The following is a 23,030-nucleotide window of genomic DNA, read 5'->3' as shown; positions in this document are numbered from 1 at the left end:
GAGTTTTATTTTTAAAAATAATAATGACAAATAACAAATTAAAAAAAGTAGTTTTAATCAATCAACATACTACTTATATTTTTATCGATATTATTAATTCTTTTTGCAAAGAGTATGATGAAGTGGTTTTATTTGCCGGAGTGGTTAGACCTATGGCTATTCCTTTAGATCCAAAAGTTAAAGTAGTCTCTATTCCAATGTATAACAAGAAAAATATTGTAACTCGAATAATTTCTTGGTTTTTGGGTTTTATTAAATCTGTTTTTTTATTGAATTTTTATTATAGAAAACATGATGTTTTTGTTTCTACAAATCCTCCCCTTAACAATTTTATTACTTTATTCTGTAAAAATAAAGTTTCGTTATTAGTTTATGATGTTTATCCAGATGGTTTAATTGCTGCTGGATTTATGACAAAAAATAATTTAATCTATAAAGTTTGGGCAAGTTTAAACCGAAAAGCCTTCAAGAAATTTAAATCAATTGTGGCAATAACCAATGGTATGGCTAAATTACTTTCTACCTACGTAGAAAGTAGTAAGATTCTTGTGGTACCTGCATGGGCTAATCAAAGTTTATCTAATGTTAATGATTCAAACGAAACCAATGATTTCATTTCAAAATTTAATCTTGAGGATAAATTTTTAATTATTTATTCTGGTAATTTAGGAATTAAACATGACCTAGAAAGTTTAGTAGAGCTTGCTAAAAATTTAAAAGAGTATAAAGATATTGAAGTATTGATTATTGGAGAAGGATTTAAGAAAAGTATCATTGAAGATCTTATTAAAAATTATAATATTACAAACTGCCAATTACTTCCTTACTTGCCTGCAAATATGTTTCTTTCGATGTTGCAAGCAATGCAAGTTGGTGTAGTTTCGCTCGAAAAGGAAACGTCACAAATTTCTATACCAAGTAAAACTTTTAATATTTTAGGCGTAGGTAAACCTATAATTTGTTTAGGAACAGAAGAATCGGATCTTGCTGAATTGTTAGAAATAAATCAAGCCGGGATGTCTTTCACTTCAGATTCGATAGAAACGCTCACTTCATTTGTAATAAAATTGTATGCAGATAAAAATTATTATGGGCAATTAACCGAAAATGCATCAAAGTTATCTTTAAAATTTTCTTATAAGAATGCGAATTTAATTTTGAAAGATCATCTAGAAAAATCAATCTAATGAATATCATAAAAGAAATTATTCTAAATGCAAAACATTTATTTGGTTGGAAAACGAATAGAAAAATTATCGTCTTCTCAGTAGATGATTATGGTAATGTTCGGTTGAATTCTAAAGAAGCAAGATTGAATTTGGATAAAATGGAGATGAAAATTTATTCTCGATTTGATCTTTACGATACACTAGAAACCAAAGAAGATTTAACACAATTATTTGCTATATTAGAGTCTGTAAAAGACAAAAAAGGAAGACATCCTGTTTTTACCACTTTTTCAATGACCAGTAATATTGATTTTGAAAAGATGCAAAAGGATGATTATACGTGTTTTTATAATGAAACGCTGCCTGAAACCTTTGAAAAATTATCTAAACAACAACCAGAAGCTTACGCTGGTGCTTGGGATTTATTTCGTGAAGGAATAGTTAAAGGATTATTAAAACCACAATTTCACGGAAGAGAACATTTGAATTTAATTGTTTTTAATGATAAGTTACAAAAAAGAGATAAGCAATTACTTTGTGCTTTAAAAAATAAATCCTACACTAGTATTTCTGATGAAGAGTATCCAAACATGTCGAGTATGGCAGCTTTTGATTTCTGGGATTTTATTGAAAATAAAGCATTTATTCCAATCATTCAAGAAGGATTAGATTTATTTGAAAAAATATATGGTTATAAAAGCACTTATTTTACTCCACCAGTAAATAATATTCACCATTCATTATTTAAAACACTAACAGAAAAAGGGATTCGTTTTATCGATTTAGCCATGATTAGAAAGGAACATCAAGGATTAAATGTTTTCAAAAAGTCATTTAATTATTTAGGAAAAAAAGAAAAAGACGGATTGATTGTAATGGTACGAAATGTAGTTTTTGAGCCAACAGAAGATCGTGGAATTAATTGGGTTGATTTTACCATGAAACAAATTGAAACAGCTTTTCGTTGGAACAAGCCTGCCATCATTAGTTCACATAGAGTTAATTTTTGTGGACATATTGATGAAAACAATAGAAATATAGGATTAATGGCTTTGAAGAATTTATTGGATGAAATTATAAAAAAGTGGCCCGATGTTGAGTTCATATCTGCTGATGAATTAGGAGAATGCATAAACAAAACAAAATCACTAAATTAATAGTATGATAATAATTGGTGATATTGCGATTCCTAATCAAGAACTTGGTCAGCTAGTAAAAAAAGCATTTTCAGATGCTGAATTTAAAAATAATCAAGTGGTAATTTTTAATCTTGAAGGATTATTAGCTGATAATTACAAACTTTCTGACCCTAGTCCTGTATTATTCAATCATTCTTCAGTTCAGGACGTATTTGAAGATTTTGAGGAAAAAATTGCAGCAATAGCTAATAATCATACTTTAGATTTACCTCACAAATTAGAAGACACTAAGAAAACCTTAAAACAAAATGGTTTTGTAACTGTTGGAGCAGGTTCAAAAAGTGATTTAGATTTTGAAGTAATTTCTTTTGAAGAACAAGGTAAAACTATTTACTTATTTAATGCTTGTTGGGATTTTTTATTATACCATCAAAACAGTAAAAACGATAATCTTACTGTAAATATTATTAACGAACAGAAATTACTTGAACGTTTAAAATTAATTAAACAAAACGATGAGGATGCAATAGTTGTATTTTATTTTCACTGGAGTTTTGATCTTGAGATTTTACCATTTCCTTCCTATCGCGAATTTTCAAAAGCTCTTATAGATAACGGAGCTTCTTTAGTAGTTGGAGGTCATTCGCATTGCATTCAAGGAGGCGAACGGCATAAAGAGGGTTATATAGTTTATGGACTGGGTAATTTTTTTATCCCTAATGGAGTTTATGCCAATGGTAATTTAAATTTCCCTGAAATGTCTAATCTTGGCTTAGTATTAGAATGGGATATCGTATCAAATAGTCTATATTGTCATTGGTTTAAATACAGTTTTACTAACGATATTCATTCACTTGTAAAAGTTGGTAGTGATTTGTTTGATCATTCTGAAACGTTATCACAACACAGTCCGTTTAATACTCTATCGCATAAAGAATATATAACCTATTTTAAAAATAACAGAAGAAAGAAAAAACTTATTCCAATCTTCAATAATTATAATTCGACCATTGAGAATAAGTTAAAAATGTATTTATTAAAAAGCAGAGCACAATTTGCCAGAAGGTTTGCAAAATTGGGTTTAATTAAATGGCAAAATTAAAGAATTGCAGGTATGAATTTTAGAAAATTACTTTTTATATTAAATGATAAACTGAAAGGTGGAATTGTTTCCAATCATCTAAATGATGTAAAAAATCATATGGAAGGAAAAACTAATGAAAGTGATACACATTTAAAGAATTTGTTGCAACATGCGATAACTAATGTAAATAAATATGAAGACATTCAAAGTTTAGATTTACAATCATATCCAGTGGTTGATAAATCAATTATTAAGAATGATTTAAACTCGTTTAAAGCAAAAAATTATATAGATAAAAAAGTAGTTTCAATGACTACTAGTGGTTCTACCGGAACGCCATTTACGGTTTTTCAAGATTTAAATAAAAAAGCAAGAAACCATGCGGATACTATTTATTTTGGAAAATTGGCGGGTTATGAAATTGGTAATTGTTTGATTTATATGAAAATTTGGGCCAAACAAAAAATGTCGAGTTCCTTAATGTATCAATTGCAAAATATGGTTCCAATGGATGTTTTACATCTAGATGATAAACAGATACGTAAGTTAATTGATTTAATGGAAAATCACAAACAGAACTATAGTTTTTTGGGTTATGTGTCAGCTTTAGAGCAGGTTGTGAGGTTTCTGGAAAAAAACAAAAAAGGTAGTGTTAATGCAAATGTAAAATCTGTCATTACAATGTCTGAAGGTCTTAGTTTAGAAACAAAACAAAAATTGCAAAATATTTTTAATTGTGAAGTTGTCTCGAGATATAGTAATCTTGAAAATGGAATTATTGCGCAAGAATTAAGAGATGGAAAAGCTCGATTCTTAATTAATACAGCAAGCTATAAAGTGGAAATTTTAGATTTAAAAACGAATGAACCGCTCAATAATGGTAAGCTAGGAAAAATAGTAGTTACAGATTTGTTTAACTATGCAATGCCTATGATTAGATACGATACAGGTGATTTGGGAGCAATGGAAGAAGAGAACAATAAATTATACCTTAGTAAAGTTGAAGGAAGAAAATTAGATGTGCTTTTTGATACTAAAGGAAATATCGTTTCATCCTACATTATGTATAAAAATATGTGGCAGTATACCGAGATTGATCAATATCAGTTAATTCAAGTAAGTGAAAAAGGTTTTTTGTTTAAAATTAATTGTCCAATAGAATTTAAAAAAGAAGATCAATTAATTGGGGAGTTTATTTCTTATTTAGGGAGTGATGCAGATTTTAGAGTTGAATATGTAAATGAAATACCTTTATTAGATTCAGGAAAGAGAAGAAAAACAGTTAATTTGTATAGAGAAAATATATAAGATGATGTATAGGCTCTTTTTTAAAAGATTTTTTGATATTTTGGTCTCTGTAATCGGATTGATTATAGCTGTTCCAATTTTAGTAATAGTGTTTTTTATTCTTGGATTACAGAATAAAGGTTCGATTTTTTTTTTTCAGGAACGACCGGGTTATAAACAAAAGGCTTTTAAGATTATAAAGCTAAAAACTATGACAGATGAAAAAGACAATGAAGGTAATTTATTGCCCGATAATCAAAGGATAACTAAAGCTGGGAAATTAATAAGGAAATTATCAATTGATGAATTACCTCAATTGATTAACGTACTTAAAGGTGAAATGAGTTTAATTGGTCCAAGACCACTTTTATTTAAGTATATTCCATTGTATACACAAGAACAATTAAAACGTCATGATGTTCGTCCAGGTATAACAGGTTGGGCACAAGTAAGTGGAAGAAATTCAATTAGCTGGTCTAAAAAGTTTGAGTTTGATGTATATTATGTGGATCATTTATCACTTTGGTTAGATATCAAAATTTTGTGGTTAACATTTTTTAAAGTAATACGTTCAGAAGGTGTAAATCAGACTTTAGAACGACCAATGCAACCATTTAATGGAAATAATTAAAAATTGATGAAAAAAAAACTACTGATAATTGGGGCGGGAAGTGTGGGTAAGTTCATTGCTTATAACATCAATCAGTTTACTAAATCATTTGAAGTTCTAGGTTTTTTAGATGATGATGTTACGAAACACAATAGTATTATTGCGGGTTTTCCTGTAATAGGATTTTTGGATAAATTGATTGAGTTTTCAGGAAAAGACATTGCCATTGTATTTGGAATTGCTTTTCCGTCTGTAAAAAAGAAAATATTTGAACAATACCAAAATTTAGATTTTGAGTTTCCCAATTTTATTGCTAAAGACGTATGGATTTCAGAGGGAGTAACTTTAGGAAAAGGCTGTATTATTTATCCAGGAACCACTATAAATTATGAAACGGTTGTAGATGATTTTGTCATAATTAATATGAATTGCAGTTTGGGTCATAATTGTACTATAAAATCGTATTCTTCATTAGCTCCAGGAGTTAATCTTGGGGGCAATACTAGAATTGGAAATTGTGTTGAATTGGGAATTGGAGCCTCAACTATTCAAGGGGTGATTGTAGATGACTTTGCTAAAGTTGGTGGACAAGCTATGGTTATCACTAATATTCCAAAAGCCGATATATTTATTGGGATTCCGGCAAAAAGCATGAAATGAAAGGCATCGTGAAAAGATGTTTCGATATTATTACGTCGCTACTCTCGTTGATTGTATTCTTACCTTTTATACTTATTTCGTGGGTTGTATTAATTTTCGATACAAAATCAACTGGTATTTTTTGTCAAAATCGAGTAGGCCAATTCGGTAATCTCTTTACCATCTACAAGTTAAAAACAATGGATGCCAAGACTAGCAAGGTTAGTAAAATTGGATGCTTTTTCAGAAAATATAAAATAGACGAATTACCTCAATTCATTAATGTATTAAAGGGAGAAATGAGTATTGTTGGTCCACGACCTGATATTGAAGGATATTATGATAAATTGAAAGGAGAAGAACGAAAAATATTAGAACTAAAACCCGGTATAACAAGTGAAGCTTCGATAAAATATTACAATGAAGAAGAGATTTTAGAGCTTCAGGAAAATGCTTTAGAATATAATGACAATAGTATCTTTCCCGATAAAGTGAAGATGAATTTAGAATATTATTACAATCAGAATCTATTATTGGATATTAAAATTATAATTAAAACCCTTTTTAAAGGTAACACATAATACAATGGATAACACAAAAATTTGGCTTTCTTCTCCACATATGGGAGGAAATGAACAGCACTATATAAAAGAAGCCTTTGATACTAATTGGGTAGCGCCATTAGGTCCAAATGTTACTGGTTTTGAAGAAGACCTAGAGCAGTTTTTATCTGATGAGGTGCAAGTTGTCGCACTAAGTTCAGGAACAGCTGCCATTCATTTAGGACTGATTTTACTGGGTGTACAGGCAGGTGATGAAGTTATTTGTCAAAGCTTTACTTTTTCTGCCTCAGCTAATCCAATACGATATCTCGGAGCAACTCCGGTATTTATTGATAGTGAATCAGAAACATGGAATATGTGTCCAAATGCGCTTGAAGTTGCCATTATTGACAGGATTAAGAAAGGTAAGAAGCCGAAAGCAATTATTCCAGTACACTTATACGGAATGCCCTATAAAGTGGATGAAGTAAGGATTGTTGCAGATAAATATGGTATACCAATTTTAGAAGATAGTGCAGAAGCATTAGGAAGCACTTACAAAGGAAAAAAATGTGGAACTTTTGGAGATATTGCAGCTTTGTCTTTTAACGGAAATAAAATTATTACAACTTCGGGCGGTGGCGCTTTGGTTTCACATTCAAATACCATTAAAAACAAAACCCTTTTTTTAGCAACTCAAGCGAGAGATAATGCACCTCATTACCAACACTCAGAAATTGGTTACAACTATAGATTAAGTAATATTTCTGCAGGAATTGGTAGAGGCCAGATGGAAATATTAGAAAAACATATCGGTCTGAGACGTGCAATGAACCATTTTTACTCTGATATTTTTAAAGACCTACAACATGTTAAAGTATTTCAAGAACCTACTTCTGATTTATTTTCAAACCATTGGCTGACCTGCATAGTTATTAATTCTGCGTTATTAGGAAAAACAACGGAAGATTTGAGAATAGCACTTAGTAAAGAAAATATAGAATCTAGACCACTCTGGAAACCAATGCATTTACAGCCGATATTTGAAAAGTATCCCTATTATGGTGGCAACGTATCAGAGCAGCTTTTTGAAAATGGACTGTGCTTACCTTCAAGTTCAAATTTGACAGAAAGTGATAAAAATAGAATTTTAGAGGTATTAAAAAGATTTTTTAGTCTAAATTTGTAAATATAATCTTTTTAGATGCGTGATTTTTTATATACTTTTTTAAGAAAAATTATCTTTACCAAAAGATTTCAAAACATAGGCTACTTACCAAGATGGATAATCTTTGCTATTGATGTTTTTATAGTTTCTTTGGCTTGTATTGTTACTCAGATTATGCTTCAAAACCTAAACGTAAATCTTTACGCAACCCTGAATACTTATTTGCAATACAGTTTTGTAATTTTAATAAATGCCTTATCATTTATATTTTTCAGAACCTACAGTGGCATAATTCGGCACTCTACTTTTATTGATGGAGTTAAACTATTAGCTGCAACAACTGCTTCCTATTTTGTTTTAATAGTCATCAATTATTCTTTTCAATTTATTCAGAATAATAGGATATTCCTAACGACAGCCTTATTCATCACGTATGTTATTTCATTTTTATTATTATTTCTTTTCAGAATTTTAGTGAAAAATATATTTGAAACCTATCTTCAAGTTTCCGACAACAAGAAATTAGTAAAAGCTATAATTTACGGAGCGGATGCGAATGCTATTTCCGTAGCAAATGCATTGAAAACCGAGAAACCAGCTCGATTTAATGTTGTAGCTTTTGTAAATAAGTTTCAAAAAGATAAGACGAACAAGAGCATATTAAATTTACCTATAATCAATCAAAGAAAAGGCATTCATGTCATTTTAAAATCGGTTAATGCAGAAGCCTTAATCATTGCTGAGAAAAGTTTAACCAAAGAGGAAACTAGACAATTGGTTGAGGAATGCTTAGAATATAACTTTAAAGTATATACGGTTCCTTTGATTACCGATTGGGAAGACCAAAAACAAATTTCAAATCAATTACAAAATTATGATATTGAAGACCTATTGGAAAGAAAACCTATTGTCTTAGATAACGACAAAATTTCTACCCAAATTAAAGGTAAAATAGTTATGATTACGGGAGGTGCAGGCTCTATTGGAAGTGAAATTGTAAGACAGATTATTAATTTCAGCCCCTATAAAGTTATCATACTTGACCAAGCAGAATCGCCCTTACACAGTTTACAACTTGAAATTTTTGAGCAAGCCAAAGATGTTAAAATTAGAACAGTTTTGGCAGACATTAAGGATTATACTGCTCTTGAGATGATTTTCGAAAAATACAAACCTGATTTTGTATATCATGCTGCAGCATATAAACATGTTCCTTTGATGGAAGATAATCCGTCTCAAGCAATTTTCACAAATGTAGTAGGAACAAAAAATCTTGCAGATTTATCAAAAAAATATTTGGTAGAAAAATTTGTAATGGTATCCACAGATAAAGCTGTAAATCCAAGTAGTGTGATGGGTGCCAGCAAACGAATAGCTGAAAAATATGTACAGTCCCTAAATTATCATCTTGTAAAGACAAATAAAAAAAATGCAACTAAATTTATCACGACAAGGTTTGGAAACGTTCTAGGATCAAATGGCTCTATCGTACCTTTATTTACAAAACAAATACAAGAAGGCGGTCCAATCACGATAACACATCCTGAAATTATAAGATATTTTATGACCATACCCGAAGCTTGTCAATTAGTTCTAGAAGCTGGAGCAATGGGAAATGGCGGTGAAATATATATTTTTGATATGGGTGAGCCTGTTAAAATCATTGATCTAGCCAAAAAAATGATTCGATTGGCAGGTTTTATTCCTGATAAAGACATCAATATTAAAATTATAGGATTGCGTCCTGGAGAAAAATTATTTGAAGAATTATTGAATGATGCTTCAAAAACAGTACCGACTCATAACACTCAAATCATGATTGCTAAAGATCGTTGGCATGATTATGAAGAAGTTAAGGAATCAATAATGGAGTTAATAAGCATTACAAAGAAATATTCAAACCAAGAAGTTGTTGCTCAAATGAAAATAATAGTTCCTGAATATAAAAGTTTAAATTCTGAATATCAAACTTTAGATATAGAATAGGTGTATATCCCTTTATTATTTTAATTATAAATATAAATAATGGTATATAAAATATAAAATCAAATTGTAGATTTGCGTTTTAAAAATCATGAATCTAATAGATAAGAATTTAATATTAAATCAAAGAAATTATAATGTTTAACAAAACACTCCTTTCTCTATCATTCCTGCTGTTTCTGCTTGTATCGTGTGCCAATAAAAAAGACATTTGGTATTATCAAGACATACAAAATAGTTCACAAAGTTCTATAAACTATATTGCGAATGAAATTCAAGTTAATGATATTTTATATATAAAAGTAGATGCTTTAATACAAGATTCTGCAAAACCTTTTAATTTAGATGTTAGTTCAAATGGAGTGTTAAACTTGGATGCTATCAAAATTCAAGGGTATTTAGTTTCTCAAGATGGAACGATAGTTTTTCCAATTCTTGGGACAATAAAAGTTGTAGGAAAAACAACAAATCAATTGCAAATTATGCTAAAAGATTTATTAAAAGAAAATGGATATATAAAAGATGCAAATGTAAATGTTAGAGTAATAAATTCTAAAGTGACTATTTTAGGAGAAGTTAAGACTCCAGGGACGTATACTTTTGATGAACAAAATATTTCACTTAATCAAGCTATTGGATATGCAGGAGATTTAACAATTAATGGAAAAAGAAAAGATGTTTTGTTAATACGAGAAAATAATGGGACCAGAACTTATATTAAACTTGATTTAACTTCTACCGATTGGTTCACAAGCCCTTACTATTATGTAAAACAAAATGATGTTATTATTGTAAATCCAAATGGCGCCAAAGTAATGACTTCTGGTTATTTGGGTAATATAGGAAGTATTGTTGGAATTTTATCTTTAGTTGCCACAATTGTTTTATTAATAAGAACCTAATTCTGATGGAAAATTTGCAATTTAATCTTAAGGATGAGCATAATAAATTTGATTTTTTAGAGCAATTCTTCTTTTATATAAGATACTGGCATTATTTTTTGATTTCTGTTGTAGTGTCTTTCTTTGTAGTAAAATATTATTTAAACCATACCATTCCTATATTTGAATCTAAGGCAAAAGTTAAAATCATTGATGATTCCAAAAATAATTTTGTTTTACCGAATAGTCCTCTTGCCTTGTTCGGAAAGAATAAAGTTAACTTAGATAATGAAATTGAAGTTTTAAAATCCTACAGACTATTAGAACAAGTATGTAAAAGTTTAGGTTTAAATAATCAATATTATAATGTAGGTTATCTCAATAATGTTGAGATTTGGAAAAACAGACCATTTACAATTGAATGGTTAGATAATTCGGCAGAAATGGACAAAAAATCTATTTCGTTTGAAATAGAAATTTTTAGTGATGGATATAAAGTTGTAAGTTCTTCATCAGAATCATCTTCAAAAAAAAGAGCATTTAATACTATTCAATACGTAAATAAAATTCCTTACAAGATTTCACTGCAAGTCGGAACTAATTTAAATGAATTAAACGGAAGAAAGTTTTTAATCACCCACACGCCGATACAATCACTTGCTTTAGGTCTTTCGGGAAGATTAGCTATTTCAAATAGTAATAAAAATTCAGACGTTTTAATCCTTTCATTGTCTGGAGCAAATAAGGATAAATCGGAACTGATACTAAATGAAATAATTAGACAATTTGAAATAGATGGATTAAAAGACAGGCGATTAATTTCTCAAAGAACGATAGATTTTGTAAATCAACGTTTTAAATCTATTGAGTCACAATTAGATTCTGTTGAAACTAAAAAAGCCAACTATAAAAGTAATCAAGGTCTGACATTTATCGGAGAAGATGCAGTAGCAGCTAGTTTGGGTAAAGTAGATGCCTCAAAAGATGTTTTTCAAGTTGAAACGCAAATAGCATTATCTAAAGTCCTCGAGCAAACCGTTAAAACTGATAAATCACTAGGTTTACTGCCTTCAAATATTGGTCTAACAAATAACGGAATTAATCAATCTATTTCAGAATATAACTCTGTGGTTTTAGAAAGAGAACGTCAATCAGTGAGTAGTGGCGTTAACAACCCAATAATTCAATCATTCAATAATAAACTTTTTAACCTTAAATTCAATATAATTGAATCTATAAAAGCGTATCAAAAAGAATTAGCCGTTTCCCTTTCTAAAAATGATTATATTCAAAAAACGTCAACCTCTAAATTTAGTGCGATTCCTTTTAATGAAAAAGTTTTAAGAGGTATAGAAAGACAACAAAATATTAAAGAGACATTATATTTATTATTACTTCAAAAAAGAGAAGAAGCTGCTGTAAATCTTGCTATTACTTCCTCTTCTATTAAAGTTGTTGATTATGCAATGACAAGTTCAAGCCCAGTCTCACCGAAAAAAGGAACCTATTATTTAGTAGCAATTTTGATAGGATTATTAATTCCTTTCTTGTTTATTTATATCAGCACATTATTAGATGATAAACTACATACAAAAGAAGATCTAATAAAACTGACTAAAAATAAAATCATTCTTTCCGAAGTTCCGCATATTAATGCTGAAGTTAGATTGACAGGTATTAATGACCGATCGATTTTAGGCGAATCTTTTAGAATTTTAAGAACAAACTTAACTTATATTTTCCCACTTCAAAAAGAAAAAATTGCGCAGACGATTATGATTACTTCTACCATAAAAGGAGAAGGAAAAACATTTACAGCATTAAATTTATCGATTTCATTTTCGATAATGAATAAAAAAGTTTTGCTTATTGGTGCCGATATGCGAAACCCTCAGTTGCATAATTATTTAAATACTAAGAAAAATCGGCAAGGTCTTCAAGATTATTTACACGATATTTCAGTAGATTGGCATAATACTATCAACAAAAATTATCTGGACAATTCTAATTTGGATATTATCTTATCAGGAACTATTCCTCCAAATCCAGCAGAATTATTATCAAACGGACGTTTAGAAAAGTTGATTTCTGAAGCTAAAAATGAATATGATTTAATTATTATAGACACTCCACCAACTTTATTGGTTACTGATACTTTGGTCATTTCACATTTGGTTGATACCACATTGTATGTCGTAAGAGCTGATTTTACGCCTAAGAAAATTTTAGAGTTTTCTACTAATCTAAGTGACAAAGGAAAATTAAGAAATATGGCCTATGTTATCAACAATGTGGGCGCTAACTATAAAGGGTATGGCGCTTACGGGTATAATTATAAATATAACTATGCTTATGGATATGGATATGGTTATGATGCCGATTTAGGAACAAAAAAATCATTCCTAAATAGATTGTTTTCATTCTTAAAAAAACAATAAAGTAATTAGAAATTGAAGAATGAATTGTTTTGAAAAATAAAACCAAGATATTCATGATTTTTCAAAACAACTTTTTTATTCATAAATTCCAAATGTCGGCTATGGTGAACATCAGACCCAACGAAATCTATTAATCCGTTTTTTAATAATAAATCAGCGGTTTTAGCTACTCTTTCACCATAATAACCTGTGGCAGAAAGCATATTGAGTTGAAAAAGGCATCCCGCTTTTTTGAGTTTTTTATAATGACCTAAAGAAGTTTCATGATAAAAATTATAACGCTCCGGATGCGCTAAAACAGGTTGGTAGCCAGCAACTTGCAATTCAAATAGAATGTCATATAATTGAATAGGCGGACTTAAATAAGATATTTCAACTAAAACTAGATTGTCTTTTATACACATTAGTGGTTCCTTTTTAAAAAACTCCCAAAACTCGGAATCAATCATATATTCGGCAGCCGCTTTTAGATGAATATTTATATTCGATTTTTTTAATTCAAAAATTGTTTCTGTTAAATTGGTATTTATTTGTTCACTTGTGTTTTTCCAAACATCACCCATAATATGTGGGGTTGTAATGAATTTTTTAATTCCAATTTTTTCTAAACCAAGAATAAGGTGTTTGGTATCATCTATAGAAGTAGCCCCATCATCAATACCAGGAAGTAGGTGAGAATGAAAATCTATGTGATTGTTTGGAATAAAGTCACAAAGGAATGGTTTGTTTTTTTGAAAGAAAATCAAAATCAGTTTGCTTTTATACAAAAATAGCGTATTTTTTTTAATAACATTATCGTTTTCTTTTTCTAAATTTGAAATCCTATTTGAAGCACACAATAAAGCATTCACTACTTTTAAAAACACAAAAATTAACAGTCTAATAATGTTCAAAAGAAGAGCTAAAAAATTTTTAAAAGCAAATTTCGAAGATCTGTTTTTTTTCTACAGCTATTTAAAAACGAAACTATTTTATGTTGTTATTTTTAGTTTTTTCGTCAGCCTATTGGATGCTCTAAGTTTGTCTATGTTTATTCCTTTGTTTGAAGTTGCCTCTCAAACAGCAAAATCTACAGATAATAAACTAAGTCATTATTTTATTTCTTTTTTAGAATTCATTCATTTAGAAGCTACGATTAACAGCGTATTGTTATTAATGGTTTTCTTTTTTGTTTTAAAGGCGACTTTTAGATATGTTGATGTTTATTATAGAAATTTAGTTAATTCTTATTTTGTTAAAATGATAAGAATTGAGCTTTTAAATATGATCTCTAATGTAAAATATTCTAAGTTTATTACAACCGATTTAGGAACTATTCAAAATTCACTTACTACAGAAGTTGTCAATGTAAATAATGCCTATACCCATTATATATCGGTTATACAAAATTCAATTTTTATTGTTGTTTATATATCTATGTCATTTTGGGTCAATTCTAAGTTCACCATTATTATTATTGTTGGGGGATTAATTTCAAAAGTGTTATTTCAAAAATTCTACAGTAATTCTAAAACGTTGTCATTTTCGGTTGCCAAAAAAAATAATATATTGGCGAGTCTATTGATGCAGCAGGTTAATAATTTTAAGTATTTGAAATCCACCGCAACAATGCCAATTTATTCGAAAAAGTTAGAGGAATCTATAGTTAATATCGAAAACGATCAGTTAAAAATAGGTAAGATAAGCGCAAGAATACTATCTGTTAGAGAACCAATAGTCATTTTATTTTTAGCTATTGCTATATTTATTCAAGTTAATGTTATTGAAGGGTCGCTAAGTTCTGTTTTACCCAGCTTACTCTTTTTTTATAGAGCATTCAACAGTTTAATGAGTGTACAATTAAGCTGGACTGCCTTTCTTAAGTATGTCGGTTCTGTTGAGCATATTGTTACATTTAAAGCAGATCTTAATTCAGAAGCAGAAAGTATAAAAGGTTATGATTTTAAAGGCTTTACAAAAGAAATTAAATTTGATGCCGTTACTTTTGGATATCAAAATGAAGACAAAGTATTAGATAATATCAGTTACGCCATTCATAAAAACAAAACGATTGCCATAGTTGGTAAAAGTGGATCTGGAAAAACCACTTTTGTAAATTTAATTTCAGGACTATTAGTGCCAAATCAAGGTGATATTCTTATTGATAATGTTAGTATAAAAAACTACAATATCAATTCTTATCGAAGTAAAATTGGCCTAATCTCTCAAGAAACAGTGGTTTTTAATGATACATTATTTAACAATGTGACATTCTGGTCTGAGAAGAACGAAAAAACATTGGAAAAATTCAGATCGGTAATTGAAAAAGTAGATTTACTTGAGTTCTTAGAAAGAAGTAATGCAAAAGAAGATATCATGTTGGGAGATAACGGTGTAGTAATGTCTGGAGGACAACGTCAACGACTTTCAATAGCCAGAGAATTATTTAAAGACACCGAAATTCTGATCCTTGATGAAGCTACATCAGCATTAGATTCACAGACTGAAAAACTAATTCAAGAAAGTATAGATAGGATAAAAGGCTCTTTAACCATAATTATTATAGCACACAGATTATCAACTATAAAAAGTGCCGATACTATATTACTTTTGAAAAAAGGACAAATTCATGCGGAAGGAAATTTCCAAGATTTGGTCAAAAATTCCCCTGTTTTTTCTAAAATGGTAGCATTACAAGAAATATAACAAATCGTTTTTTTAATGTTAGAAAAATACCCAAGAATAGCTATATTAATTTCTACAAAAAACCGTTGTGAAGATTTACTTTTTACCATTGGTAAAATTAGGCATCTGATAAATGAGAATCTTTCGTGCGTTATTTTTGATGATGGCTCAAGTGATGACACTTCGGAAAAAGTAAAAGCACAATTTCCTGAAGTGATGCTGCTAAAGAATAAAATCTCAAAAGGTTATATTTATTGTAGAAATAAAATGCTTAACGAAACCAATGCCGATTTTGCAATTTCCTTAGATGATGACGCTCATTTTTTGATTGAAAATCCAATAGAAATTATTAAAAATCATTTTCAAGCGAATCCCAATTGTGGATTAATGGCAGCTCGTATTTTTTGGGGTAAAGAAAAAATACGATATACAGATATTGACGAAAATCAGCAAGTAGTGAAAAGTTATGTTGGTTGCGGCCATGTATGGAGAATCGATGCTTGGCGTGATATACCGAATTATCCTGAATGGTTTGAGTTTTACGGAGAAGAAAACTTTGCGTCACTACAATTATTTAAAAAAAAATGGGAGGTTCACTATGTGCCAGAATTATTAGTGCAACATCGTGTTGATATGAAAGAAAGAGCTAAATCAACAAAAAATAGCGCTTTCAGATACAGAAGGTCTATTCGAGCCGATTGGTTTAATTATTTTATGTTTTTCCCAATATCAAAAATACCAAGAAAATTAGGGTATTCGATTTGGATGCAATGTAAAAACAAAATTTTTAAAGGAAATCTAAAAGTAGTTTCACCTTTACTTTTGGCAATTTTTGATTTGTTTACTTCCATTCCAAAATTGATTGTTAACAGAAACCCTTTAACTTCAGAAGAATACGATAATTACCTCAAATTAAACGAAGCAAAAATATATTGGAAACCAGAAAAATAGTTATTTTTACTTCCATTACAATTACTTTTGATGTATAACAAACCGTATTTAATAGCAGAAATTGCTCAAGCTCACGATGGGAGTTTGGGAATACTTCATTCTTATATTGATGCAGTAGCTAAAACCGGAGTTCAAGCTATTAAATTTCAAATGCACATAGCCGAAGCTGAAAGTAGTATTCACGAACCTTTTCGTATTCAATTTTCTAAAGAAGATGCTACGCGATTTGATTATTGGAAACGTATGGAGTTTTCATTAGATCAATGGAAGGTTGTTAAAAAACATTGTGATGAAGTGGGTTTGGATTTCATCTGTTCACCATTTAGTAATTTGGCGGTCGATTGGTTAGAAGAAATTGGAGTTCACACGTATAAAATTGGCTCTGGCGAAGTTTCTAATTTGCTACTATTGGAAAAAGTAACTCAAACAGGAAAACCAATAATTATTTCTTCGGGAATGAGTAGTTTTTCGGAGTTGGATGAAACGGTTCAATTTCTGAATAGCAAAAAAGCAAACTTTTCTATTTTACAATGTACCACAGCTTATCCAACAAAACCAGAACAATACGGATTAAATGTCATTAGCGAATTAAAAGAACGTTACAGCGTTCCGATTGGTTTTTCCGACCATTCTTCGTTGGTGTCTACAGGAATTGCCGCTGCAGCATTAGGAGCTGAAATAGTAGAATTTCATGTAGTTTTTCATAAAGATATGTTTGGTCCCGATGCTGTTGCGTCATTGACATTAGAAGAAACGAAACAACTGGTTGAAGCCGTACAAAAAATTAATAGTGCCCAAAATAATCCAATCAATAAAAATAATAGTGAAGCATTCAAGGAATTAAAATCAATCTTTGAAAAATCATTAGCCATTAATAAAGATTTACCAATAGGTCATACCATTACATTTAGCGATTTAGAAAGCAAAAAACCAAGTGGCTTTGGAATTTCTGCTAAGCAATTTAAAGATGTAATTGGTAAAAAATTGACCAACAAAAAAACGAAGTGGGATTTTTTGAATGAAGACGATTTAGAATGAATAACACCCGAAAAATAGCTGTCGTAATAACAGCAAGACCATCTTATAGTCGAGTTAAAACGGTTTTAACTGCCATAAAGCAACATCCCGAACTCGAGTTGCAGCTAATTGTTGCAGCCTCTGCTTTGCTTGACAGGTATGGCAGCGCAGTAAACTATATTGAAAAAGATGGTTTTGAAATTGCCGCCAAAGTATTTAATGTCTTAGAAGGCGAAAACCTAACTGCTGCAGCCAAAACTACTGGAATAGGAATACTCGAATTATCGACTGTTTTTGATAATCTTCGTCCAGATATTGTTGTTACGGTTGCGGATCGTTTTGAAACCATGGCTACCGCAATTTCTGCATCCTATATGAATATTCCTTTGGCACACATTCAAGGTGGCGAAGTGACAGGAAATATAGATGAAAAGGTTCGTCATTCGATTACAAAATTAGCGGATTATCATTTTGTTGCCTCTGAAAATGCAAAGCAAAGAGTTATTCAATTAGGTGAAAATCCGAAAATGGTTTTCAATACAGGTTGCCCGTCAATTGATATTGCTCAGGAAGTCGGAAAAAATAGTAAACTGACTTTCAATCCTTATGACAAGTACGGTGGAGTAGGTTCTCAACCAAATTTGGATAACGGTTATATAGTAGTGATGCAACATCCTGTTACTAATGAATATCTCGATTCTAGGAAACATATCGAAGCTACATTAAGAGCCATACAAAAAATAGACAAGCCAACACTTTGGTTTTGGCCTAATGTTGATGCTGGTGCTGACGGAAGCTCTGCTGGAATACGTTCTTTTCGCGAAAAATACAAAATGGAAAATGTTCATTTTTTTAAAAACATGGAAGGTGATGATTTCCTGAATTTGTTACATTCTTCTCTTTGCTTGGTTGGTAATTCTAGTGTAGGAATTCGAGAATGCGCTTATTTAGGAGTTCCAGCAGTAAATATTGGTTCGCGTCAAAATCGACGTGATCGTGGTAAAAATGTGGTTGATGTAGCCTATGACGAAAACGAAATTGTAACTGCCGTTGCCTCAATATTGGAGAAAAATGAAAGACCTAAATCTGATGTTTATGGTGGTGGCGATGCCGGAAATAAAATAGCGCAATTACTCAAAGAATTGCCATTACAATTCCATAAAACAATTACCTATTAATGAAAGTCTTGGTAGTCATTCCAGCACGAGGCGGATCTAAAGGAGTTCTTAAAAAAAACATCAAAATGTTAGGTGATAAACCGTTGATTGTTCACGCCATCGACTGTGCTAAAAAATCAAAAAGCGCAACTAAGATAATTGTTTCTACCGATTGCGAAGAAATAGCAGCGATTGCAAGACAAAACGGTTGTAATACCATTATTCGACCTGAAGATTTATCAACAGATACCAGTAATGTTGTTACTGCAGTTGAACATGTATATAAAGAGTTAAATGAAATTTTTGATATCATAATACTACTTCAGCCAACATCTCCTTTTCGAACTTCAGATGATTTAGACACTATAGTTTCAATGTTTGAACAAGACAAAACTATTGATGGTGTTATTAGTGTGATACCAATGCAAGATATGCATCCGGCAAGAATGTATAATTTTCTATCAAATGACGAAATGGTTCCTTTTTTAAGTGAAGGAGAAACTACTAGAAGACAAGATTTAAAACCTGTTTACTATAGAAATGGCTGTTTTTATGCCGTTCGAACTGCTGCTTTTTTTAATGAGAAATCATTTATGGTTCAACATAAAAAAGGGTATGTGATGAATGCCAATTGGTTGGCTAATATTGATACTCCAAGAGATTTTAAAATTGCTGAAATACTTTACCAAGATTGGAAAAATGAAGGTTTTAATAACTGAATCGGGCGATTTTAGTCCAAAAGCAATAACCGAACTTCAAAAACATTTTGAGGTAATTCAACGCGATTTTATTTCCCAAGAGGAATTAATGCAAAACCTCTCAGATATTGATATTATATTTATTAGACTGCGTTTCAAATTTACCAAAGAATTATTGCAAAAAGCACCCCAATTAAAGTATATTTTAACCGCAACTACGGGTTTAGATCATATAGACGTTGATTACTTTGAAAGTACAGGCGGAAAAATAATTTCACTAAAAGGTGAAGTTGATTTTTTAGGTTCCATCCCATCCACAGCGGAACATACTTGGACTTTACTCTTGGCTTTGCTTAAAAAATTACCAACAGCTTTTGATGATGTCAAATCAGGAAATTGGAATAGAGATATTTTTAAAGGTAATAATCTGAGTGGAAAAAAAATAGGGATTCTAGGATTAGGTAGAGTAGGAAAGCAAGTCGCTCATTTTGCTGAAGCTTTTGCAATGGAAGTTGCCTATTTTGACATAATAAAACAGTCAAATAAATACAAATGCTTTAATAATCCCGGAGAGATGTTTGGTTGGGCAGATATTTTAAGCATTCATATTCCATATACAAATGAGAATGGAAACTTTGTCAATGAAGGGTTATTGCAAAAATGCCAACCTAATGCCATTATTATTAATACTTCAAGAGGGAACGTTTGGGATGAAAATGTTTTAGTTTCATTACTTAAAAATGGAAAAATTAAAGGAATTGCCACAGACGTTTTACAAAATGAATTTGAAAAAGAAACTATTTCTCAAAATCCATTAGTACTTTTGGCAAACCAAAAATACAATATCATTATCACGCCACATATTGCAGGAGCAACACGTGAATCAATGGCGCTAACAGAGGATTTTATAGTGGATAAATTTATAGCAACTATCAAATAATAGAAATGGAAAAAAATATAGCCAAGGAAACAGGTGAACTGTTTGGAAGTTTGTTTGTCGCTTTTGATGACCTTAATTTTTTGAAATCAGTTGATTTATTCAAAAAACGATTTGAAGAAAATAACTTTGATATGAACTACTTCAAAGGAAAAAAATGTCTCGACTTAGGTTGTGGCGGCGGAAGATACAGCATTGCGCTTTCTCTTTTGGGTGCTCAACATGTTACAGGTGTTGATGTTAGTGATACGGCGATTGCAGATGCCAAAATGAGAGCCGACAAACTGAATATTACCAATACGGATTTCATCGTTTATGACGGAGCTATTTTGCCTTTTGAAGACGAAACCTTCGATTGCGTGATATGGTCAGGAGTGTTGATGCATATGGAAAATCCCGAATTGGGTATGCAAGAAGTGAGTAGAATAGTGAAAAAATCGGGAATGGTTTATATGTTGGTATATGCAACAGGCGGAGTTCGATGGCCTATGGTTAATCAATTGCGTAACGTATCGCGTTTTATTACTTTAGAAAAAATGGATTTAGCATTCAAGACTTCTGGTTTGGATGTAAATAAAAGAAGAACCTATTTAGACGATTTGTATGTTCCTTTGATCGACTTTTATTCTTTCGACAGGTTACAAACACTTTTAAATAAAAATGGTTTTAATAATTGCAATCGATGGCAAAAAGGACGACTAGATCATGAAGAAAGTTTAGACGCTTATATCAAAGATTTGAATGGATTTAATCAACTTTTTGAAGAAGCTTCTTCTTTAAAAGGAGTATTCTCGGTGACTGAAATCGCAACCTTACATAATGCATCCAAACTTATTAAAGCCGTTGTTGCCTATGCAGTTTCAGTAAATGAATTATATACCAAAGGAGAATTAACCGAAGCTCAAGCAAGAGAAATAGTAATAGGACAAGGTCATCACCGAATTATTGCTTTCAAGTCAAATTAGATTTTTATGTGCGGAATCGCCGGAATCATAGGGCACAAGGCCAATCAGCAGAACATAAGCAAAATGCTTGAGATGCAAAAGCATCGTGGACCTGATTTTACTAATAAATGGTTACTTGATAACCAAATAGCTCTTGGTCACAACAGGTTGAGTATAATTGATTTGTCTGAAGGCGCAAACCAACCTTTTTTTAGTGATTGCGGTAATTTTGTGATGGTTTTTAATGGTGAAATCTATAATTATCTAGAATTAAGAAAATTACTCCAACCCAAATATACGTTCAAAACCCAATCTGATTCTGAAGTTTTATTAAACGCTTACCGTGAATGGGGTAAAAGTTGTCTTAATCATTGTAACGGAATGTTTGCTTTTGCAATTTGGAATATCAAAGAACAAAAACTATTTGCTGCTCGTGATCGATTTGGAGTAAAACCATTTTACTATTTTTTTGATAAAGAGAATTTTATTTTTTCCTCAGAAATTAACTCCATTTTCGCTTCCGGAGTAGAAAAGAAACCAAAGGATACCGTTTGGCTTAATTTCTTTTCGGAAGGAAGTTATGGTTTGCCTAGTGAAACTTTTTGGTGCTCGATACAACAACTTGAAGCCGGACATTATTTGACATTGAAAGACAATCATCTGCAAATTAACAAATGGTATCATTTTGAAGAGCGAATCGCCCGTATACAAAACAACTTTCAAAATAACGAAGAAGAGTATATTACCAATTTACTGTTGCAGGCTATTAATTTGAGATTTAGAGCTGATGTCCCAATTGGGTTTAACTTGAGTGGAGGTCTTGATTCGAGTACATTATTAGCGCTAATTGACCAGCAAAATATAGATAAATCGACTATCGAAGCGTTTACGTTTATTACTAATGACGGGCGTTATGACGAATTGCCTTGGGTTAAATCGATGTTAGAACAACGACCGTATCATTTGAATATTTGTGCTTTATCAGCAAATGAAGTTCCTGACTTGGCTTACAAAATTGCCCAGCATCAAGTGGAGCCCTATGGCGGTATTCCAACAATTGCCTATTCAAAAATATTTAAAACGGCCAGTGAAAAAGGAGTTAAGGTTTTACTCGACGGTCAAGGTTCAGACGAAGCTTGGGCTGGCTACGATTACTATGTTTCTAATTCACAAAATATTGTTCAAGGAGTAACCAATTCGCCATTTAGAGCCAATGTCTTGGACGATGATTTTGCAAAACAGTATCAAAAAACAGCGTATCCAAAACCATTTGAAGATACCCTATTAAATCTGCAATACAGAGATTTATTTTGCACTAAAATCCCACGAGCCTTGCGTTTCAACGATAGAATTTCAATGTTGTATGGAACCGAATTACGAGAACCTTTTTTGGATTATGAATTAGTAGAATACGTTTTTAGTAGGCCTCAAAACTTTAAAATTAAAGACGGTATTCAAAAATGGATGTTGCGAAAAATAGCAGAAAAATTTTTGCAAAAAGATTTGGTATTGGCTCCCAAGAGACCTTTGCAAACGCCACAAAGAGAATGGCTCTCTAAAGATTTGAAAGAATGGGTTTCGGCTGAAGTGGCGCTTTTAAAAAATAATCAATGGTTTAATAAGAAAGAATTGCAATCCGAGTTAGCAAATTTTTTTAATGGGGACAATCAAAGTAGTTTCCATATTTGGCAATGGATAAATACCGCACAAATTTTAAAATAG

General features: G+C 31.0%; 20 protein-coding genes. 19 read left to right on the top strand and 1 reads right to left on the bottom strand.

Going from position 1 to position 23,030, the window contains the following annotated elements; all coding sequences use genetic code 11:
* The first annotated feature begins 23 nt into the window (after positions 1 to 23).
* From ACIQ2L_RS05905 to ACIQ2L_RS05855, 11 genes are all read left to right on the top strand, one after another.
* Positions 24 to 1,187, top strand: coding sequence for a glycosyltransferase family 4 protein (locus ACIQ2L_RS05905; protein WP_396157200.1), 1,164 nt, complete (start codon positions 24 to 26; stop codon positions 1,185 to 1,187).
* Positions 1,187 to 2,326 (top strand): hypothetical protein, encoded by a 1,140-nt coding sequence (locus ACIQ2L_RS05900; protein ID WP_396157199.1) that lies wholly within the window; start codon positions 1,187 to 1,189, stop codon positions 2,324 to 2,326. Before ACIQ2L_RS05905 ends, ACIQ2L_RS05900 begins: the two co-directional genes overlap by 1 nt.
* A gap of 4 nt (positions 2,327 to 2,330) precedes the next feature.
* Positions 2,331 to 3,410 carry a CapA family protein gene (locus tag ACIQ2L_RS05895; protein WP_396157198.1) on the top strand — a complete coding sequence of 360 codons (1,080 nt, stop codon included), beginning with the start codon at positions 2,331 to 2,333 and terminating at the stop codon, positions 3,408 to 3,410.
* A gap of 12 nt (positions 3,411 to 3,422) precedes the next feature.
* The gene (locus tag ACIQ2L_RS05890) at positions 3,423 to 4,700 is read left to right on the top strand and encodes a CoF synthetase (protein ID WP_396157196.1); all 1,278 of its coding nucleotides are present in this window, start codon (positions 3,423 to 3,425) and stop codon (positions 4,698 to 4,700) included.
* A gap of 4 nt (positions 4,701 to 4,704) precedes the next feature.
* Positions 4,705 to 5,310, top strand: a complete 606-nt coding sequence (locus tag ACIQ2L_RS05885; RefSeq protein ID WP_396157248.1) for a sugar transferase — start codon at positions 4,705 to 4,707, stop codon at positions 5,308 to 5,310.
* Between the two features lie 6 nt (positions 5,311 to 5,316).
* Entirely contained in the window at positions 5,317 to 5,949 is a 633-nt protein-coding gene (locus ACIQ2L_RS05880) for a NeuD/PglB/VioB family sugar acetyltransferase (protein WP_396157195.1), read from the top strand.
* Positions 5,946 to 6,509, top strand: a complete 564-nt coding sequence (locus tag ACIQ2L_RS05875) for a sugar transferase (protein WP_396157194.1) — start codon at positions 5,946 to 5,948, stop codon at positions 6,507 to 6,509. Before ACIQ2L_RS05880 ends, ACIQ2L_RS05875 begins: the two co-directional genes overlap by 4 nt.
* Before the next feature lie 4 nt (positions 6,510 to 6,513).
* Complete coding sequence (locus ACIQ2L_RS05870; RefSeq protein WP_396157193.1) at positions 6,514 to 7,659, top strand: DegT/DnrJ/EryC1/StrS family aminotransferase; 1,146 nt, start codon at positions 6,514 to 6,516, stop codon at positions 7,657 to 7,659.
* A 15-nt stretch (positions 7,660 to 7,674) separates the two neighbouring features.
* Positions 7,675 to 9,624 carry a polysaccharide biosynthesis protein gene (locus ACIQ2L_RS05865; protein ID WP_396157192.1) on the top strand — a complete coding sequence of 650 codons (1,950 nt, stop codon included), beginning with the start codon at positions 7,675 to 7,677 and terminating at the stop codon, positions 9,622 to 9,624.
* Between the two features lie 134 nt (positions 9,625 to 9,758).
* Positions 9,759 to 10,523 carry a polysaccharide biosynthesis/export family protein gene (locus ACIQ2L_RS05860; RefSeq protein ID WP_396157191.1) on the top strand — a complete coding sequence of 255 codons (765 nt, stop codon included), beginning with the start codon at positions 9,759 to 9,761 and terminating at the stop codon, positions 10,521 to 10,523.
* A 5-nt stretch (positions 10,524 to 10,528) separates the two neighbouring features.
* Positions 10,529 to 12,940, top strand: coding sequence for a polysaccharide biosynthesis tyrosine autokinase (locus ACIQ2L_RS05855; RefSeq protein WP_396157190.1), 2,412 nt, complete (start codon positions 10,529 to 10,531; stop codon positions 12,938 to 12,940).
* Positions 12,941 to 12,945: 5 nt separating this feature from the next.
* Here ACIQ2L_RS05855 and ACIQ2L_RS05850 read toward each other — a convergent pair whose 3' ends face one another.
* Positions 12,946 to 13,806, bottom strand: a complete 861-nt coding sequence (locus ACIQ2L_RS05850; RefSeq protein WP_396157189.1) for a tyrosine-protein phosphatase — start codon at positions 13,804 to 13,806, stop codon at positions 12,946 to 12,948.
* Positions 13,807 to 13,825: 19 nt separating this feature from the next.
* On the opposite strand from ACIQ2L_RS05850, the gene ACIQ2L_RS05845 reads away from it, so the two are divergent.
* Genes ACIQ2L_RS05845 through asnB form a run of 8 tightly spaced genes read left to right on the top strand, consistent with a single transcriptional unit; the run spans position 13,826 to position 23,030 of the window.
* Positions 13,826 to 15,625, top strand: coding sequence for an ABC transporter ATP-binding protein (locus ACIQ2L_RS05845; protein WP_396157187.1), 1,800 nt, complete (start codon positions 13,826 to 13,828; stop codon positions 15,623 to 15,625).
* Positions 15,626 to 15,640: 15 nt separating this feature from the next.
* Entirely contained in the window at positions 15,641 to 16,555 is a 915-nt protein-coding gene (locus tag ACIQ2L_RS05840; RefSeq protein WP_396157186.1) for a glycosyltransferase family 2 protein, read from the top strand.
* 30 nt (positions 16,556 to 16,585) lie between these two features.
* Entirely contained in the window at positions 16,586 to 17,593 is a 1,008-nt protein-coding gene (locus tag ACIQ2L_RS05835; protein ID WP_396157185.1) for an N-acetylneuraminate synthase family protein, read from the top strand.
* On the top strand, positions 17,590 to 18,750 hold the full coding sequence (neuC, locus tag ACIQ2L_RS05830) for a UDP-N-acetylglucosamine 2-epimerase (protein ID WP_396157184.1): 1,161 nt from the start codon (positions 17,590 to 17,592) through the stop codon (positions 18,748 to 18,750). The genes ACIQ2L_RS05835 and neuC overlap by 4 nt, the downstream gene beginning before the upstream one ends.
* Complete coding sequence (locus ACIQ2L_RS05825) at positions 18,750 to 19,448, top strand: cytidylyltransferase domain-containing protein (RefSeq protein ID WP_396157183.1); 699 nt, start codon at positions 18,750 to 18,752, stop codon at positions 19,446 to 19,448. The genes neuC and ACIQ2L_RS05825 overlap by 1 nt, the downstream gene beginning before the upstream one ends.
* Positions 19,429 to 20,367, top strand: a complete 939-nt coding sequence (locus ACIQ2L_RS05820; RefSeq protein ID WP_396157181.1) for an NAD(P)-dependent oxidoreductase — start codon at positions 19,429 to 19,431, stop codon at positions 20,365 to 20,367. Before ACIQ2L_RS05825 ends, ACIQ2L_RS05820 begins: the two co-directional genes overlap by 20 nt.
* A gap of 5 nt (positions 20,368 to 20,372) precedes the next feature.
* On the top strand, positions 20,373 to 21,329 hold the full coding sequence (locus tag ACIQ2L_RS05815) for a class I SAM-dependent methyltransferase (protein ID WP_396157180.1): 957 nt from the start codon (positions 20,373 to 20,375) through the stop codon (positions 21,327 to 21,329).
* Positions 21,330 to 21,335: 6 nt separating this feature from the next.
* Positions 21,336 to 23,030, top strand: coding sequence for an asparagine synthase (glutamine-hydrolyzing) (gene asnB, locus ACIQ2L_RS05810; RefSeq protein ID WP_396157179.1), 1,695 nt, complete (start codon positions 21,336 to 21,338; stop codon positions 23,028 to 23,030).

Source organism: Flavobacterium sp., from assembly GCF_044369455.1.
Taxonomy (GTDB): domain Bacteria; phylum Bacteroidota; class Bacteroidia; order Flavobacteriales; family Flavobacteriaceae; genus Flavobacterium.
The sequence above is the reverse complement of the archived record's forward strand: the minus strand, read 5'-3'. Positions and strand labels throughout refer to the sequence as shown.

Excerpts from the sequence above, each read along its gene's own strand:
- ACIQ2L_RS05840 (WP_396157186.1), top strand. The coding sequence starts at position 15,641 with ATGTTAGAAAAATACCCAAGAATAGCTATATTAATTTCTACAAAAAAC.
- ACIQ2L_RS05870 (WP_396157193.1), top strand. The coding sequence starts at position 6,514 with ATGGATAACACAAAAATTTGGCTTTCTTCTCCACATATGGGAGGAAAT.
- ACIQ2L_RS05855 (WP_396157190.1), top strand. The coding sequence starts at position 10,529 with ATGGAAAATTTGCAATTTAATCTTAAGGATGAGCATAATAAATTTGAT.
- ACIQ2L_RS05885 (WP_396157248.1), top strand. The coding sequence starts at position 4,705 with ATGTATAGGCTCTTTTTTAAAAGATTTTTTGATATTTTGGTCTCTGTA.
- ACIQ2L_RS05900 (WP_396157199.1), top strand. The coding sequence starts at position 1,187 with ATGAATATCATAAAAGAAATTATTCTAAATGCAAAACATTTATTTGGT.
- ACIQ2L_RS05815 (WP_396157180.1), top strand. The coding sequence starts at position 20,373 with ATGGAAAAAAATATAGCCAAGGAAACAGGTGAACTGTTTGGAAGTTTG.
- neuC (WP_396157184.1), top strand. The coding sequence starts at position 17,590 with ATGAATAACACCCGAAAAATAGCTGTCGTAATAACAGCAAGACCATCT.
- ACIQ2L_RS05890 (WP_396157196.1), top strand. The coding sequence starts at position 3,423 with ATGAATTTTAGAAAATTACTTTTTATATTAAATGATAAACTGAAAGGT.
- ACIQ2L_RS05860 (WP_396157191.1), top strand. The coding sequence starts at position 9,759 with ATGTTTAACAAAACACTCCTTTCTCTATCATTCCTGCTGTTTCTGCTT.
- ACIQ2L_RS05825 (WP_396157183.1), top strand. The coding sequence starts at position 18,750 with ATGAAAGTCTTGGTAGTCATTCCAGCACGAGGCGGATCTAAAGGAGTT.
- ACIQ2L_RS05895 (WP_396157198.1), top strand. The coding sequence starts at position 2,331 with ATGATAATAATTGGTGATATTGCGATTCCTAATCAAGAACTTGGTCAG.
- ACIQ2L_RS05835 (WP_396157185.1), top strand. The coding sequence starts at position 16,586 with ATGTATAACAAACCGTATTTAATAGCAGAAATTGCTCAAGCTCACGAT.
- asnB (WP_396157179.1), top strand. The coding sequence starts at position 21,336 with ATGTGCGGAATCGCCGGAATCATAGGGCACAAGGCCAATCAGCAGAAC.
- ACIQ2L_RS05820 (WP_396157181.1), top strand. The coding sequence starts at position 19,429 with ATGAAGGTTTTAATAACTGAATCGGGCGATTTTAGTCCAAAAGCAATA.
- ACIQ2L_RS05845 (WP_396157187.1), top strand. The coding sequence starts at position 13,826 with ATGTTCAAAAGAAGAGCTAAAAAATTTTTAAAAGCAAATTTCGAAGAT.
- ACIQ2L_RS05865 (WP_396157192.1), top strand. The coding sequence starts at position 7,675 with ATGCGTGATTTTTTATATACTTTTTTAAGAAAAATTATCTTTACCAAA.
- ACIQ2L_RS05905 (WP_396157200.1), top strand. The coding sequence starts at position 24 with ATGACAAATAACAAATTAAAAAAAGTAGTTTTAATCAATCAACATACT.
- ACIQ2L_RS05875 (WP_396157194.1), top strand. The coding sequence starts at position 5,946 with ATGAAAGGCATCGTGAAAAGATGTTTCGATATTATTACGTCGCTACTC.
- ACIQ2L_RS05880 (WP_396157195.1), top strand. The coding sequence starts at position 5,317 with ATGAAAAAAAAACTACTGATAATTGGGGCGGGAAGTGTGGGTAAGTTC.